General features: G+C 69.2%; 13 protein-coding genes. 2 read left to right on the top strand and 11 right to left on the bottom strand.

Annotated features, from left to right (window positions below):
- The first annotated feature begins 131 nt into the window (after positions 1 to 131).
- Both DIS04_RS15235 and nadE read left to right on the top strand, forming a co-directional pair.
- On the top strand, positions 132 to 899 hold the full coding sequence (locus DIS04_RS15235; protein WP_111414640.1) for a glycerophosphoryl diester phosphodiesterase: 768 nt from the start codon (positions 132 to 134) through the stop codon (positions 897 to 899).
- Between the two features lie 87 nt (positions 900 to 986).
- Positions 987 to 2,327, top strand: a complete 1,341-nt coding sequence (gene nadE / locus DIS04_RS20900; RefSeq protein ID WP_111414641.1) for an ammonia-dependent NAD(+) synthetase — start codon at positions 987 to 989, stop codon at positions 2,325 to 2,327.
- 73 nt (positions 2,328 to 2,400) lie between these two features.
- On the opposite strand, the gene DIS04_RS15245 is transcribed toward nadE, so the two are convergent.
- The 11 genes from DIS04_RS15245 to DIS04_RS15295 all read right to left on the bottom strand — a co-directional run bounded on the left by DIS04_RS15245 (position 2,401) and on the right by DIS04_RS15295 (position 16,325).
- A complete protein-coding gene (locus DIS04_RS15245; RefSeq protein ID WP_245904579.1) occupies positions 2,401 to 3,702 on the bottom strand; it encodes a xanthine/uracil/vitamin C permease in 1,302 nt (433 codons plus the stop codon).
- A 503-nt stretch (positions 3,703 to 4,205) separates the two neighbouring features.
- Positions 4,206 to 5,657, bottom strand: a complete 1,452-nt coding sequence (locus DIS04_RS15250) for a cobyric acid synthase (RefSeq protein WP_111414643.1) — start codon at positions 5,655 to 5,657, stop codon at positions 4,206 to 4,208.
- Complete coding sequence (gene bluB, locus DIS04_RS15255) at positions 5,645 to 6,376, bottom strand: 5,6-dimethylbenzimidazole synthase (protein WP_111414644.1); 732 nt, start codon at positions 6,374 to 6,376, stop codon at positions 5,645 to 5,647. The genes DIS04_RS15250 and bluB overlap by 13 nt, the downstream gene beginning before the upstream one ends.
- A gap of 181 nt (positions 6,377 to 6,557) precedes the next feature.
- Positions 6,558 to 7,169 (bottom strand): cob(I)yrinic acid a,c-diamide adenosyltransferase, encoded by a 612-nt coding sequence (cobO, locus tag DIS04_RS15260; protein WP_111414645.1) that lies wholly within the window; start codon positions 7,167 to 7,169, stop codon positions 6,558 to 6,560.
- A 10-nt stretch (positions 7,170 to 7,179) separates the two neighbouring features.
- Positions 7,180 to 8,514 (bottom strand): cobyrinic acid a,c-diamide synthase CobB, encoded by a 1,335-nt coding sequence (locus DIS04_RS15265; protein WP_111414646.1) that lies wholly within the window; start codon positions 8,512 to 8,514, stop codon positions 7,180 to 7,182.
- Position 8,515: 1 nt separating this feature from the next.
- Entirely contained in the window at positions 8,516 to 9,283 is a 768-nt protein-coding gene (locus DIS04_RS15270; RefSeq protein WP_111414647.1) for an ABC transporter ATP-binding protein, read from the bottom strand.
- On the bottom strand, positions 9,283 to 10,260 hold the full coding sequence (locus DIS04_RS15275) for a FecCD family ABC transporter permease (RefSeq protein WP_111414729.1): 978 nt from the start codon (positions 10,258 to 10,260) through the stop codon (positions 9,283 to 9,285). Before DIS04_RS15275 ends, DIS04_RS15270 begins: the two co-directional genes overlap by 1 nt.
- 10 nt (positions 10,261 to 10,270) lie before the next feature.
- A complete protein-coding gene (locus tag DIS04_RS15280) occupies positions 10,271 to 11,182 on the bottom strand; it encodes a cobalamin-binding protein (RefSeq protein ID WP_422668077.1) in 912 nt (303 codons plus the stop codon).
- An 18-nt stretch (positions 11,183 to 11,200) separates the two neighbouring features.
- Positions 11,201 to 11,485, bottom strand: coding sequence for a DUF2149 domain-containing protein (locus DIS04_RS15285; protein ID WP_111414648.1), 285 nt, complete (start codon positions 11,483 to 11,485; stop codon positions 11,201 to 11,203).
- Positions 11,482 to 11,934, bottom strand: a complete 453-nt coding sequence (locus DIS04_RS15290; RefSeq protein ID WP_111414649.1) for a MotA/TolQ/ExbB proton channel family protein — start codon at positions 11,932 to 11,934, stop codon at positions 11,482 to 11,484. The genes DIS04_RS15285 and DIS04_RS15290 overlap by 4 nt, the downstream gene beginning before the upstream one ends.
- Positions 11,931 to 16,325, bottom strand: coding sequence for a cobaltochelatase subunit CobN (locus tag DIS04_RS15295; protein ID WP_111414650.1), 4,395 nt, complete (start codon positions 16,323 to 16,325; stop codon positions 11,931 to 11,933). Before DIS04_RS15295 ends, DIS04_RS15290 begins: the two co-directional genes overlap by 4 nt.
- Positions 16,326 to 16,331: the final 6 nt, after the last annotated feature.

Consider the following 16,331-nt stretch of genomic DNA (forward strand, 5'->3'; position numbering starts at 1 on the left):
TGCCTCGTTGCATCGTCAAAGGCTGCAAGCCTAGCATAGTCGCGATCGATTCCACGCGTGCCCCTTCGGGTGGCCGCCAGCCTTCAGGACGTTCGTTTCGCCTGCCCAGCCACCTCCCCCGGAGCCCCGACATGCCCGCATCCCACCCCGCCATCGCGCTGCCCCGCATGATCGCCCACCGCGGTCTCTCCGCCCACGCCCCGGAGAATACGCTGGCCGCGGTGAGGGCCGCGCACGATGCCGGCTTCCGCTGGGTGGAGCTCGACGTCCAGCTGCTCGGCGACGGCACCCCGGTGATCTGGCACGACGCCACGCTCAAGCGCTGCTCCGACGGCCATGGCCGGCTTGCCACGCTGGATCTCGCCGCGGTGCGCAGGCTCGATGTCGGCGCCTGGTTCGGCGACGGCTTCCGCGGCGAGCGCATGGCCACCCTGAGCGACATGCTGGAGCTGCTGGTGGAGCGTGAGATGGGCGTCAACATGGAGCTCAAGGTGACCCACCGGCGCAGCGGTACCGAGCTGGCCGAGGTGGTGGTCCCCCGCCTGCTCAAGGCACTGCCTCCCGAACGCCTGATTCTCTCTTCCTTCGACCAGCCCGCCCTGCAGCATGCCCGCTCACTGGCCGATGCCTCGCTGCTGCCCATCGGCGTGCTCACCGAAGGCATACCCGCGACGTGGCGCACGCGCTGCGAGGCGCTCGATGCCTTCAGCCTTCATACCGACTGGACACGGCTCACCGCCCGCCGCGCCCGGGAGATCAAGGACGCCGGCTATCGCCTGCTGTGCTACACGCCCAACGACCCGGCCGCCTTCGCCTCGCGCTGGGGATGGGGAGTCGATTGCGCGATCAGCGACGATCCGACCCTGTTCGCGCAATTTGCCCCACCGCCTCGCGCTTGAAGGCGGCGAGCGAGGACAGCCCCGCCGAGAGTGGTCTAGCTTGAGGGGGAAGAAGGAAGCGACCACGCTCAGCCAGGAGGAAGTGCAATGGAACTGCTCGACCGGATCACGGATTACCTGATCGACAACGACCTCAAGCTCGCCACCGCCGAGTCCTGCACCGCCGGGCTGATCGTCTCGGAGCTGGCCCGCGTACCCGGCAGCGGCCAGAGCATCGACTGCGGCCTCGGGGTCTATTCCCCCCAGTCGAAGAACCGCTACCTCGCGGTCAGCTTCGATACCATCGAGTGGCATGGTCTCACCAGCGAGGCCGTGGCCAGTGAAATGGCCGCCGGGGCCCTGAACAACAACGACGCCGACGTCGCCGTGGCCAACACCGGCATTGCCGGCCCCAATCCCGGCGACGACGATACCCCCATCGGCACCGTCTGCTTCGCCTGGGCCTTCCGCCGCGACGGCCTTCACTACCTGTTCTGCGAGACCCGTCGCTTCGACGGCGAGCGCAACGAAGTGCGCCTGGCCGCGGCCCACTACGCGCTGGAACGCCTGCCCCACTACCACCGGCAATGCCTCGAGGGAGCGGCGCAGGGCACGCAAGCGGCATCGTCATGCCAGGCCGTTCAGCGGGGCATCGGCATGCAGCTGCAGGCCAGGGCCAGCATCGACGTCCGGCATGAACTGGAGCGGCGCCGCGACATGCTTGGCGACCTGATGCGCGAGAGCGGGCAGACGACGCTGGTGCTGGGCATCAGCGGCGGGGTCGACTCCACCGTCGCGGGTCGCCTGGCGCAGCTCGCCGTCGAGCAGCGCCGCGAGCAGGGGGAACCGGCGACCTTCGTTGCCATGCGCCTACCCTACGGCGTACAGCAGGACGCCGAGGACGCCGACCGGGCGCTGGCCTTCATTCAACCCGACGAAGTGCTGGAAGTGGACATCCAGCCGGCCAGCGATGCGCTGCTGGAATCGCTGGAGGGCGGCGGCCTGACGTTCGAAGACCCCGGCCAGCGCGACTTCGTGCTGGGCAACATCAAGGCACGACAGCGCATGGTGGCCCAGTACGCCGTGGCCGGCAGCCGCGGCGGCCTGGTCATCGGCACCGACCAGGCCGCCGAGGCGCTGATGGGCTTCTTCACCAAGTACGGTGACGGTGCCTGCGATGTCGCTCCGCTGACCGGCCTGACCAAGGGCCAGGTACGCCAGCTCGGCCGACACCTCGGCGCCCCGGATGCGCTGGTCGAAAAGGCGCCTACCGCCGACCTCGAGTCGCTGGCGCCGCAGAAGCTCGACGAGGCGGCGCTCGGCGTCACCTACGCGGAGATCGACGCCTTCCTGGAGAACCGTGAGGTTTCCCGGCGCGCCTTCGACACCATCGTCACCACCTACCGGCGCACCGAACACAAGCGCCGGCTGCCGTTCACGCCGGATTGAACTCGACCGACCGGGTCGATCCTCGACGCGGGCCGACGCAGCGGTGTCGGCCCGTATCGACAGCGGACGGCCCTCAATGTACGGCGGGCTCGGGCCGTGCAGGCGCTTCCTCGTCGCGCTCCACCAGCATGTCGTCTTCCACGGCGATTGGCTCCTGCTCCTCCGCTTCACGAGCGCCGCGGGCACGGTGCTCGATCAGGAAATAGAGAATCAGGCCGATGCCCAGCCCCCAGGCGGCGCCATGGGTCGCCAGCACCACGCCCATGATGCCCGCCACGCCCATGGCGGTGGCGTTCTTGATCTGCTCCACCGCCACGGCGATGCACAGATAGCCGGTGATCAGCAGCGTGATCGACAGCGCGATGGGCAGCACCGGGCGGAAGAAGGTCACCAGCGGCAGCAGGAACAGGGCGACGAAGCCAACGATCCAGAACACCCCGGTGCCGGAATAGATGGTGTCCATCGCCTTGCGCCCGTAGCGGTAGCGCTCGGTCACGGTCGCCATGCCACCGGTGAACAGCGGCCCGGCCAGGCCCGGATAGGGGGCCAGCAGCGAGTGCATCAGGTTGCGGATGCCGGTGATCAGGTGCACGCGATCGACGTTGACCTCGATCTTCTCGTCGGGACGCAGGTGATCGACGCGCTTGAGCAGCGTCTGGCCCACCACGATGTCACCGAAGGCAATGATGTAGGCAATGATGGCGGTGGGAATCGCCGCCACCATCAGCTCGATACCGGGCGCGCCGATGGTGAACGGCAGGTAGGCCCAGATACCGGCGAAGTCGGGCACGGCCAGGCCCCACTCCACCGTCGGCATGGAGTACTCACCGACACCCCAGCCGATCGCCATGGTGATGAGCATCCCCGGCACCATGCCGAAGGCGACGATGTTGCGCGCCCAGCGATGCTTCTCGGCCAGATCGCGGAAGGAGAGCGAGAACAGCACGTAGAGGGTGATCAGCCCACCGATGCCGAGCGAGACGGGTGTGTTGTAGAGCCGGCCGCCCTCGACGATCTCGCCGCTGATGGCCGCGATGCCCGCGCCTAGCAGGATACCCGCCTTGATCGAGGCCGGCACGTTGTTGACCAGCTTGCTGCCCAGACGGGTGACCGCCATGAACAGGAAGATTGCCGTGACCATCAGCTGCAGCGCCACCATCGCCCGAATGGCCTCGGGCCCCGGCTCGAAGTCACCGATGAAAAGCAGCACCACGGGAATGGCCGGCGTGATCCAGCCGGCGATGAAGGGTACCCCCAACAGCGGCGGCAGAATGAAGCCGATGCCACACACGACGACGAAGGCCAGGCCGACCTCGTAGGGCACGCCCAGGTACTGCTCGAGCAGCGGGATCATGCCCAGGGAGATGACAAACATCACCATGGCCTGGATGGTTTCGGGAATAGCCCACGAAAAATGTATGAAGGGCAGGCGGACCTTGAACGGTCCTAGTGACCAGTAGGGATGTTCCTGGCCGTATTCGCGATTTTGCGGCACGTCGATACCTCAGCGGTTCTGTTTGTTGAGCGGTCCTCATGATCGGTTGTTGTTGTTCTTGGCTGAGCTTGGTTGTACGCGCGTTTGACGCAGCGCAACATTCGACCTTTTAACGAGTGAACGACAGTAGCGTCACGAGAAAGAAGTCGACAACATTTCCGCACAATGCGCCGCAATGCCGTCGCGATGGACACATGGCAGTTTCGCTCTCATCAGAAAGCGCGATATTGTCGACAAGATAACCGTCAATTCGCCGGAGTTTACGTCCACGTCAACTCCGGCGTACGATGTGCTCTATCGTTGTCTTGTGCGGCAACTTTCCAAGCCGAGCCAACAACGGCAGCAACACGAATAGAACTAAAGGACGAGACGGCAGAGGCGATTCAGAGTCCCACCAGACGCACGATGGCGGCCATGTCCAGGTGCGCTTCCAGGCAGTCGGCCAGTCGGTCGAGCTCTTGCTGGCGATGGGCCCGGTAGTCCACCGCGGCGACCTGCGTCTCGAGCCCGCAGCGGGCAAGCAGCGTCGCGCACGCCTCGGGGCCATCGAACAGGCCGTGGAGGTAGGTGCCCATGACCCGGCCGTCGTCGCTGACGGCACCGTCCGGCCCGCCTTGCAGCGCGACGAGTGGCCGCGCCAGGGCAGGCCCTTCGCTCACCCCGTTGTGGATCTCGTAGCCGGCGACCGGCACTCCTTCTGGAAGCAAGCGCCCACTCACGTTACGCAGCTGCTTGCCCGCCGCCATGCGGGTCTCGAACTCGAGCAGGCCGAGCCCCGGCGTCGAGCCGGCCGGGCCTTCCAGGCCCTCCGGGTCATGCACGGCCAGGCCCAGCATCTGAAAGCCACCGCAGATCCCCAGCACCCGGCCGCCGTAGCGCAGATGCCGATGGATGGCGGCTTCCCAGCCCTGAGCACGCAGCCAGGCGAGGTCGCTGCGCGTGCTCTTGCTGCCGGGCAGAAGGATCAGATCCGCCGGCGGGATCTCCCGGCCGGGCCCCACGAAGGTGAGTTCGACCTGTGGGTGCAGGCGCAGCGGGTCGTAGTCGTTGTGGTTGCTGATGCGCGGCAGCGCTGGAACGATAACCTTGAGCGTGCTCCCCGGCCCCACCCGGCCGCTACGGCTGATGCTGTCCTCGGCATCGAGCAATAGTCCCTGCAGATAGGGCAGCGTGCCATATACCGGCTTGCCGGTGCGCTCGGTGAGCCAGTCGAGGCCCGGCTCGAGCAAGGCGATATCGCCACGGAAGCGATTGACGATGAAGCCACGGGTACGTGAGCGCTCGCTCTCGCCGAGCAGTTCCAGGGTGCCGACCAGCTGCGCGAAGACCCCGCCGCGGTCGATATCGCCCACCAGCACGACCGGGCAGTCGACCATCTCGGCGAAGCCCATGTTGGCGATGTCGTTCGCACGCAGGTTGATCTCCGCCGGGCTACCCGCGCCCTCGGCGATGATCACGTCATAGCGAGAAGACAGCGCCTGCCAGGCCGCCAGCACGCTTTCCCGCGCGGTGCGCTTGTAGGCGTGATAGTCCAGCGCGTCCATATGGCCGTGGACCCGCCCGCGCAGGATCACCTGGGCGCCGCGGTCGCTCTCGGGCTTGAGCAGCACCGGGTTCATGTCGCTGTGGGGCTCGACCCCGGCCGCCAGCGCCTGCAGCGCGGTGGAGCGGCCGATCTCGCCGCCATCCACCGTCACCGCGCTGTTGAGCGCCATGTTCTGCGGCTTGAACGGCGCCACCGACACGCCACGCCGCGCCAGCACCCGGCACAGCCCGGCCACCACCGTGCTCTTGCCGGCATCCGAGGTGGTGCCCTGAATCATCAGGGTTGGCATGGTCTGGCCATCTCTTGCAGTGCCTCGTGAAGCGCCTCGTCCGCCAGCGCCTGCCCCCAGCCGTTGCCATGCACCAGCTCGGCGAGAGGCAGGCGCCGACGCCAACCTTCACGCGCCAGCTCGGGCTTCACCAGGAACTCGCTGACATAGCCCAGGCACAGGTACGCCAAGGGATAGACCCTTTCCGGCAAGCCCAGCACCTCCGCCAGTTCTTCCAGATCGAGAATGCTGACCCACCCCACCCCGATGCCCTCGGCACGGGCCGCCAGCCACAGGTTCTGCACCGCCAGACAGGTGCTGAACAGGTCCGTGTCGACGATGCTGTTGCGCCCCAGCACATGCTCGCCGCCGCGGGTCCTGTCGCAGGTAATGCACAGGTTGAGCGGGCTCTCCAGGATGCCCTCCAGCTTGAGGCGTCGATACAACTGCCCACGTTCACCGTCATGGTTTTCGGCCGCCCTGGCGTTCTCCCGCTCGAAGATGCCATGCACCCGGCGCCGCACCTCGAGGCTGTCGATCAGCAGAAAGTCCCAGGGCTGCATGAAGCCAACCGACGGCGCGTGATGGGCAGCCTCCAGCAGTCGTGCCAGTACCTCCGGGGGAATCGGGTCCGGCAGGAACTGGGCACGCACATCCCGACGCTCAAAGATGGCGCGATAAAGGCCGGCCCGTTGCGCTTCCGGAAAGGCGTGATCGGCTTGCCCGCCATGTTCTGCCATGTAGCAATCTCCAGAAAATTTCATGCGGAATAGAGGCAGCGGGATGAGGCCGGGGACAAGCCGAAGCGAGGGTCTTTTGCCATGGATGGCAAAAGTAGCGCCCAGGGATGGGTTCACAGCGCCCTCGCGTAGGCTTGTCGCCGGAAAAGCTCATCGATTTCACCGAAGCGAGCAAAGAGCTCTACAATTCGATGCCCTTCTGCGCCTTGACCCCCTGATCCTTGAAGGCGTGCTTGAGCACCTTCATCTCGGTGACGGTGTCGGCCAGTTCGATGAGCGGCTCGGGGGCGTAGCGCCCGGTGACGACGGCATGCTGCATGGGCGGCCGTGCCTGCAGGTCGTCGAGCACCTGGTCGAGGTCGAGGTAGTCGTAGCGCAGGGCGATGTTGAGTTCGTCGAGCAGCACCAGGTCGAAGCTGGCATCGGTGAGCATGCCGCGGGCGACCTGCCAGGCAGCCTCGGCGGCGCGGGTGTCGCGCTCGCGGTCCTGGGTATCCCAGGTGAAGCCCTCGCCCATCACGTGATATTCGACGCCGGGCTGGCGACGGAAGAAGGCCTCCTCGCCGGTCTCCCGCGTGCCCTTGATGAACTGCACCACGCCTACCTTCATGCCGTGGCCCAAGGCACGCGCCAGCATGCCGAAGCCGGAGCTGCTCTTGCCCTTGCCCGGGCCGGTCAGCACCAGCAGCAGGCCCTGCTCCTTCTGCGCGCCGGCGATGCGCTGGTGCATGATCTTCTGCTTGGCGGCCATGCGCTGGGCATGGCGCTGGGGATCCTTGGCGTTCTCGCGCATGGTTGTCTCCTCACTCTTTACCCATCGGGGTGAAACGCAGCGGCTCGCCGCGGAAGATGGCGGCGGCCAGCGCCGGCGCCGAGGGGAAATAGCCGTGGAAGTAGCTGGCCACCAGCCTGCCCTCGACATAGACCGGTTCGCCGGGGCTGCCGGCCAGGCGCCGGGCGTGGGCGGCTGGCGTCAGCGGCGTCTCCAGCAATGAGTGGTGGTAGGTGTGGCCGCGCAGCTCGCCGGTGTCGGTCGCCAGGCTCTGCAGGCCCAGGGCGCTGAGCTTGCCTGCCATGCGTGCGGTGCCGGGTAGCAGCCCCAGCATGGCGTATTCACTACCCTCGCCATCCACCAGGGCCTCCATGCTCGCCATCAGTCCGCCGCACTCGGCCAGGATCGGCCGGTCGGCCGCGCGATGAGCGCGGATCGCGGAGCGCATTGCTGCATTGGCGGCAAGCCTCGCCGCATGCAGCTCCGGATAGCCGCCGGGCAGCCACAGGGCATCGCACCCGGGCAGTTCTCGGTCGGCCAGCGGCGAGAAGAAACGCAGCTCGGCGCCCATCGCCGCGAGCAGGTCGAGATTGGCGCGGTAGAGAAAGGCGAAGGCAGCGTCACGCGCCACGCCGATGCGCACGCCCTCGAGCAGGCGTGGCGGCGGCTCGGGGGCTTCGGCCGAGAGCGACACGCGCGCCGGCAACCGGTCGAGGCCGGCTTCCTTCAGCACCTCGGCGGCGGTGTCGAGCTGGGCATCGAGATCATCGAGTTCTCCGGCCTGCACCAGCCCCAGGTGGCGGTCGGGAACGCTCAACGCCTCATGCCGCGGCACGGCGCCCAGCAGCGCGACGCCCGGTGGCAGGCTCCCGCGCAGCATCTCGCCATGGCGCGGGCTGCCCACACGGTTGGCGATCACGTCATGAACGGCCAGTTCGGGATGGTAGCTCGCCAGCCCCAGCGCCACGGCGCCGAAGGTCTGCGCCATGCCGCGGGCATCGATCACCGGCAGCGCCGGAAGCCCGGCGAGTATCGCCAGGTCGGCGCTGGAGGGATCGCCGTCGAACAGCCCCATGGACCCCTCGACCAGGATCAGGTCGGCGTCACGGGCCGCCTCGGCCAGGCGCCAGCGGCACTCCGCCTCGCCGGTCATCCAGGGGTGCAGCTGGTAGACCGGCTGGCCCGAGGCCACCTCCTGCACCATGGGGTCGAGATAGTCGGGGCCATGCTTGAACACCCGCACCCGGCGCCCGGCATTACGGTGCAGTCGCGCCAGCGCGGCGGTGACCATGGACTTGCCCTGGCCGGAGCCGGGGGCGGTGATCAGGGCGGCATGGGCTTCGCCGCGAATCGTCGAGTCGGTCATATCACCTCACGGGAACGAAAACGGGGGCGCCGTCGATTTCGGCGGTGGCCAGGCGCTGGCCGTAGAGCCGCTCCAGGGCGGCGGGCACCAGCATGCGCCCGGCCGCCCCCCAGCACGCCTCGCCGTCGGGATAGAGCAGCAACAGATGATCGCACCAGCGTGCCGCCAGGTTGAGGTCGTGCAGGCACATCACCACCGCGCGGCCCTCGCCGGCCTGCTCGGCGAGCAGCGCCATCACCGCGGTCTGATGGTGCAGGTCGAGGTGGTTGGTCGGCTCGTCGGCGAGCCAGATCCGCGGTGCCTGGGTCAGCACCGTGGCGATGGCCAGGCGCTGCCGCTCGCCGCCCGAGAGCGTGCTCACCAGGCGCTCGGCAAGGTGCGCGACGTCGAGGCGTTCGAGGGCCACCTCGGCCAGGCGCAGGTCCTCGCCGCCCTCCATCTGCCACGCCGAGAGCCAGGGGTGGCGGCCGATCAGCGCGGTCTCGCGCACCGTGGCGGGAAAGCCGTCGTGGCGTTCCTGGAACACCAGGCCCAGCATTTGCGCCACCTGCCGCCGGCCCAGCGCCGCCAGCGGGCGGCCGTCGATCAGCACCTGCCCGGCCCGCGGCGCCCGCAGCCCGGCCAGGGTATGCAGCAGCGTGGTCTTGCCGGCGCCGTTGGGGCCGAGCACGCCCCATACCTGTCCCGGCTCGACGCTGAGCGTGAGCGCTTGGCCGTCGCGCCGCCCCGGCACGTCGATCACCAGCTCTTGAGTCTCGAGGCGGTTCATCAGCGGCTCCGGTACAGCAGGAAGAGGAAGGTCGGTACGCCGAGCAGCGCGGTGATCACCCCCACCGGCAGCTGCTCCGGGGCGATCATGGTGCGCGCCAGGGTGTCGGCCAGCACCAGCAGGGAGCCGCCGGCCAGGGCACAGGCCGGCAGGATCAGGCGCTGGTCGTTGCCCAGCACCAGGCGCAGCATGTGCGGCACCACCAGGCCGACGAAGCCGATGCTGCCGGCGGTGGTCACGGCGGTGGCGGTGAGCACGCTGGCGACGAGGTAGATCGTCCACTCCAGCGGACGCACCTTGACCCCCAGCGCGGCGGCCTGCAGCGGGCCGCGGGCCATGACGTTGAGGCTGCGCCCCAACGGCACCAGCAGCAGGCAGATCGCCAGCAGCAGCGTCAGCGGCGGCCAGGGGGAGCGCGCATAGGAGAGGTCGCCCATCAGCCAGTAGAGCATGCCGGGCAGCCGCTCGGCGGGGCTGATCGCCAACATCAGGGTGATCACCGCGCCCCAGCCGGCGGCGACCACCACGCCGGTGAGCAGCAGCCGCGACGGCGTCCAGCTGCCGGTACCGTGGGCCAGGCCGAACACCAGCAGGGTGGAGAGAAAGGCCCCGGCGAAGGCCGAGCCGGTGATCAGTGCCCCGCCCAGGCCGGCAAGCATCGCCGCCAAGGCACCCACCGAGGCGCCGCCGGAGAGGCCCAGCACGTAGGGGTCGGCGAGCGGATTGCGCAGCAGCACCTGCATCAGGGCGCCGGCGACGGCGAGCAGACCGCCCACGGCGAAGGCCGAGAGCGAACGCGGGATGCGCAGCTCGAGGATCAGCGTGCGCGCCAGGGGGCTGCCCTCGCCCCGGACTACCGCCCATACATCGCCAAGGGTGAGCGCGGCGCTGCCCCACGTGACCGACATCAGCAGCGCCGCCAGCCCCAGCAGGGCCAGCATTCCCAGCGGCAGCCACAGCGAGCGTCGGCGCGGCATGCGCATGGCGTCAGCGCTTGCCACGGGCACGGTCGAGCTGCTCGCAGAACAACCGGCTGCCCTCCAGCAGCCTCGGCGTGGGGCGCTGGATCAGCGACGGCGGCACGAAGTAGAGATTGTCGTGCTCGACTGCCGTCAGGCTCGGGTACTGCTCCCAATGGGTCAACCAGCCGCGGTTCTCCTCGCCCATGCCACCGGCCAGGATCGCCTCGGGGTCGGCGGCCAGCACCGACTCGTCGTCGATGCGCGGCACCAGCCGCGACAACTCGCCGAAGACGTTGACCCCGCCGCACAGGGTCAGCACCTTGCCGATCAGGTGGTTGTCGTTGATGGTCATCAGCGGCTCGTCCCACACCTGGTAGAACACCGAGATCGGCTCGGCCTCGGCGTAGCGCTCGGCCAGCGCCGCCATGCCATCGCGGAACTCGGCGGCCACGCGCTCCCCCGCCTCGCGGGTGTCGGCGAGCCGCGCCAGCCGCTCGATGGCGTGGGACACGCCCTCGAAGTCCCGCGGCTCGATGTAGAACACCGGCATGCCCAGCGCCTCAATGGTCTCGAGCTGCTCCGGCGGGTTGCCGGTGACCCAGCCGATCACCAGGTCGGGGCGCAGCGAAACGAGGGTTTCCAGGTCCATGCGCGTATGGCTGCCCACCGACGTGACCGCCTGAGCCTCGGGCGGATAGTCGCTGTAGGCCACTACCGCCACCACTTTCTCCCCCGCCCCCGCGGCATAGACCAGCTCGGTGGCGCCCGGCGAGAGCGCGGCGATGCGCTCTGCCGGGGCCGAAAGGCACACCTCGCGGTCGCGGTCGTCGATGGCGCAGACCTCGGCCCGGGCGGCTTGCGGCAACAGCACCAGGCCAAGCGCGAGCGCCGTTCCGAGCAGGCCGTAGCCGATGGCTGTATGGCAGGGGTTCGTCACGCGGTGTTCTCCCTAGGCTCAGTCGTCAATGAGGATCAGCCGCCCGCTTTCGGGGTCGCGGTAGACCCGCCCCACGCTCTCGAAGCCGCTGCCCGCCTCCCCCAGGCCGGCCGGCAGCTCCGGCAGCTCACGGCCGGCCTCGACGTCCATGGCGCCAGGATCCTCCGCCCCGCGCGAGGCGGCCAGCGCGACCATCAGGCCGACGGCGAACACCAGCATGATGTCCGCCAGGTTGGCCAGCGGTCCCATCGGCTCCTCGTCGGCGCTGTCGAAGCGGCTGCGGCGATACTCGGGAATACTCATGCGGCCCGCTCCAGCTGGACCATGGCGGCGTCGTACCAGCGCCGGCGCAGGCGGCCGAGCAGATAGCCGAGTATGCCGATGAACAGGCCCAGCACCGTGGTATTGAAGGCTACCGTCACCGCCTGGGCCAGCACGTCGAGTTGGCCGTTGGCCAGTGCGGCGAGCCCGGGGCCGAGCGGGATCAGTGTGCCCATCAGCCCCAGCATGGGCCCGATGCGCGCCAGCAGGTCGGCACGGTCGATGGCGCGCCGGGCGCGGCGCGCCACGGTCTCGCTGCGCCCCGCCTCGACCAGGCGACGGATACCGCCGCCACGCTCGCCGATGGCAAGTCCCAGCTCCCACACCGACAGCAGGGTCAACGCGATCAGGGCCAGCATGACCGGCGCCAGCAGCCAGCCGACCACGATATCCATCACCTCGAGCATGGCGGCGGTCAGTTCAAGATTCATCGCATGCGCCTCCCATGGAAGTAGCCACCCAGCAGCAGCAGGAGCGTCAGCGCCGTCAGCAGCCAGGGTAGCAGCCGGTGTCCGCCCTCGGCGGTCGTCTCTCCCACGTCGCCGGCCTCGTCTTCGCCCTGCCCTTCGGCAGGCGCCTCCCGCGGTTCGTCGGCTGCCGCGGCGGCGCTCTCGCTTTCGCTGACCGCTTCTTCGTCACGCTTGTCGAGTTGGATATCGCGGATGCTCAAGGGTGCGGGGGCGGGTCGGTCACGCTCGGTGCGCGCCGCCTCGACCACCTCCTCGAACGACTCGCGCCGCTCGTCGTCGAGGCGCTCGGCGATCCATGGCAACAGCGGGTGATCCGGATGGGCGTGTCCGCTGCCGGGCAGGCCGTTCGCTATCACCAGCTCGGCAAATTCGCCGGCGAGGCGCGCTTCGGTGGCGGCATCGGCGTCCCAGAAGCCGCGCTGGGCGGCCAGCAGGGCGATGGCCTGCATATGCGCCTTGACGTGGGCGTTGTGCGACTCGGCGAGAAAGTCGTCGAGTCCCAGACCGTGACGATCCTGGAAGTAGACGGCGTCGACCTCGTCCCATACCCAGGAGCGCACCACCTCCGGGCTGGTTACCTGCCAGCCCCACAGGTTGTCGAGGAAGTCGCTGGCCATGGTGCGCGCCCCGGCGTAGCCGTGATCCATTAGCGGGCGCAGCCATTGGGGATTGAGGTTGCGGGCGCGCAGCTCGCCGAGCAGCGCCCGCTCCAGGCTCTCGACCCGGGGGTTGTCGAGATCGGCATGGCTGAGCACGCGGTTGTCCGGCGCCTCGCCGCGCAGCTGCTCGACGGCGTTGGAGAGCCCACCCTGGAAGTCGAAGCCATCGTCGTTGTCGAGCAAACCGTAGAGATGGCTGGCCCGGCCCAGGTAGGTACGGCCCACCCGCGCCAGGTTGGCATCGAAGGCGGCGTGTGCCGGCTCGCCACCCTGGCGGCTGCCATAGGCATGGCCCATGCGGCGGCGGTAGGCGCTGCCCAGTTCATCGCGGCTCTCCCAGGCGCTGGAACGCGAGGCCAGGCGATTGGTCCCCGCCCCGTAGGCGCCGGGTGCGGTGCCGAACACGCGCAGCGCCGCCTGCTCGCCGGCGTTCGACGCCGTCATGCCGTCCTCCAGCAGCCGGCGCGTGTCGGCCACCCAGCGTGCGGCGACACGATTATCTGCCAGCCTCTCCTCGCCCGGGTCGCGCATGTCGTGGGGCAGCGGTTCGAGCGCCGCTTCCAGCGCCGCGGCAAGCTGCGGATGCTCGACGCGGATCGTCTCGCTGGCCCCGTCGAGGGCCAGGCGCACGGCCAGGTCGAGCCAGGCGAGCTGATCCTCGTAGAGGTCGCGGAACAGGCCCGAGGTGGTAAACAGCGCATCGCGGCGATGCGGGCGCGCCTCGTCGAGCGCTAGCCGCTCCAGCCCCTGGACGATGCCGCGCGAATTCCAGCGCGGCTTGACGCCCAGCATGTCGAGGCCGAAGGCGATCATCACGCCTTCGTCGCGCACGGTATCGGAGGCCCACAACACCACCGCCTCGCTCTCCTCATTGTCGTCGCCATGATTCGTGTGGTCGCGAGAACGCGCCGTCGCCGCCAGGTCGCTGCCCAGCGACCAGGCCACGCGGGTGGGAATCAGGTCGCTGGAGAGCGCATGAAAGTTGCGCCCGGTGGGAAGCACCTCGGGGGTGCGCAGCGGGTCGTTACCCGGGCCGGGGGCGACGAAGCGCCCTTCCAGTGCGGCCAGCAGGGCCTCGCGTTCGTGCCCCGGCGATGCCGCCAGCCCGTCGCGCCATTGGTCCGCGTCGTCACCCATCGAGTCGAGCAGGGTATCCACGGCTTCGTCACTCCAGTCGCGGCCGAACACATGCAGGCCGAGCGGCATGAAGCGCTCCTGCATGTCGGTCACGTAGTGGCCTGCCTCGTGTACCAGCAGCTCTTCGGATACCTCGGCCAGCGTCACCTCGTCGGCGCTGAGGCCCAGGTCGCCGGCGATCTCGCGCTCGAAGTCGTCCACCAGCGCCAGGCTCTCGATGCGCTCGCGCAGCATCTCCACCGCTCGTCGGCGCGTGGGGCTATCGGGCGAGACCGACGACTCGAAGGTCTCCACCAGCTGGCGCAGTTCGAGCAGCTCATCGTAGAGCTCGGTGGCGGCAAGCGGCGGTGTCAGGTGGCTGATCATCACGCCCAGGGCACGACGCTTGGCCTGGATGCCCTCGCCCACGCCGTCGACGATATAGGGATAGATCAGTGGCAGGTCGCCACCGAGCAGGTCGGGGTAATCGTCGTCGGCCAGCCCGGCGCGACGCCGTGGCAGGAACTCCCGCGTCGAGTGCCGACCCAAGTAGACCAGGGCATCGGCCTCGAAGTGATCGCGCAGCCAGTGATAGAAGCCCACGTACTGGTGGGTCGGCGGAAAGGTGGTGTTGGCGTGCAGCAGCTCCTCGTCGATCTCCCAGCCGCGCGGCGGCTGCGGGCCGACGAAGACGTTGCCGAAGCGCAGACCGGGGAAGAGCATGCGCCCCTCGTGCACCATCGAGCGACCCGGCGCCTCGCCCCAGCCGGAGAGCCCGGGAATGCCGGTGGCGATCAGGGCGTCGCGCAGGGCCTCGAGTTCGCCTGGGTCTCTCTCGTCCGCCCCGCCCTCGTGGTCGAGCTGACGACGCCAGCCCTCCACGTACTGGTCGAGCAGGTCCTGCGCGCGCGCTCGGGCCGGGTGCTCGTGCTGCTCGAGCAGGTGGCGCAGGTCCTCGGCGCTGCGCTCGAGCAGTTCGCGTACCAGTTCCGGCTCACCCATGCCGTCGGCCTCGCGCAGGCGGGCGTGCATGTAGCCGAGCGGGCCGTGCTCGAGTTCGGCACGCACCACGGCCGGCAGCATATTAAAGTAGGCACGGTACTGGTCGTCGCTCAGCGAGGCGACCTCACCCGTCATCTCGGCCAGGGCCTGGCGATCTTCGGGCAGGTTGACGCCGCGCTGCTGTATCATGTCGTGCAGCGCCTCGGGACTTTCTGGCAACTCGCCGGTATCGTAGCCGGCCTCCTTCAGGCGAGTGAGCAGCTCGAACAGCGAGGCCGGCACGTCGAGGTTGTCGGCGCCGACGTTCTGCCGCCCCGGCGGGTGATTGTAGTAGATCAGCGCGACCTTCTTGTCGGCGTTGTCCGCCTCGCGCAGGTACTGCCAGCGCGCCAGGCGTGCCGCCACGGTGTCGACGCGTTCGGTCACCGGCTCGCTCAGTCGGAGCGCCACGCCGGTGGCCTCGTCGATGCGGGCAGGCGAGGCCACCGCCAGCACCAGCGGCTGGCTCACGCCCTGCAATTCGGGCATGGCCAGCTGATAGTGCACCGCGTCGCGCGGAAGGCCGTCGCTTGAGAGCTGCCACTGGGCCTCGCTGCGATCGGCCAGACGGATGCCCTTGAGCACCGGCACGTCGAGCGCTTCGAGCGCCGCGGTCACGCCGCGCCGCCCCTCCCCGCCCCCGAGGATGAAGTCCTGCAGGGAGAGAATGGCCGTGAGCTCGGCGTCGCCCAGGGTGTCGGGAAGCGCCTCGACGGCGGTCAGCGTGGCCCCGCCCCAGCGCGAGAGCACCGCCACGCACTGGACGCCCCGCCGTTCCAGCGCCTCGCAGGTGGCGTCGATCAGCGCCCGGTCGCCGGGGCGATCGCCGCTGTCGAGGTCGAGCAGCGCCACCGCCGGCCCGCTCGCCAGCTCCAGGTCCGCCGGCGAGGCGCTGGCTTCGTCCATCCGGGCGGGGCGCAGGTAGCGGATTGCCTCGCGCGGAGAGGGCTCGGGGACGTCGAGTTCATGCCCGGCCTGGAGCAGCAGCCAGCGCAGCAGGCCGTCGAGATGCGCCGGGCTGCGTCCCTGGTAGTAGGCGCGCCCGACCAGCCAGTCGCGCTGTTCGGCGAAGCGCTCGCGCTGGGCGTCGTAGTGCGCCTGCGCCGTCTCGCCGGGTTCGGGTCCGGCCGACAGCTCGCCCAGCGCTTCCTCGCTAAGCCCGGCCAGCAGCCGCTCGCCCTCGAGCCGGGACAGCCGCGTCAGGCGCCGGTCGCCGTTGATCGCCAGCAGCGGGACATCGGCCGCCGGCGTTCGCTCGATCACCTGGGCGATGCGCCCTACCTGGTCGCCGAAGACCGCCGCCAGCAGCACGGCATCGGCCTCGGCGAAGAGTGTCGAAAGTTCAGCGTCACTGGCCGCTGCCAGCTGCTCCGGCGTGCGCAGGATCACCCTGTGGTCAGGATGCGCGTCGAGGAAACGGTGCGCCCCGGCGGCGAGCTCCGCCGCCGAGCGCTCCGACACGACGCCCACCACCGTGGCTGCCGACGCCAGCGTCGGCAGCACAAGCAGCATGAGCAGGACGAACAGGCGGGCCATGGCATT

Source organism: Billgrantia lactosivorans (assembly GCF_003254665.1).
GTDB classification, from domain to species: Bacteria; Pseudomonadota; Gammaproteobacteria; order Pseudomonadales; family Halomonadaceae; genus Halomonas; species Halomonas lactosivorans.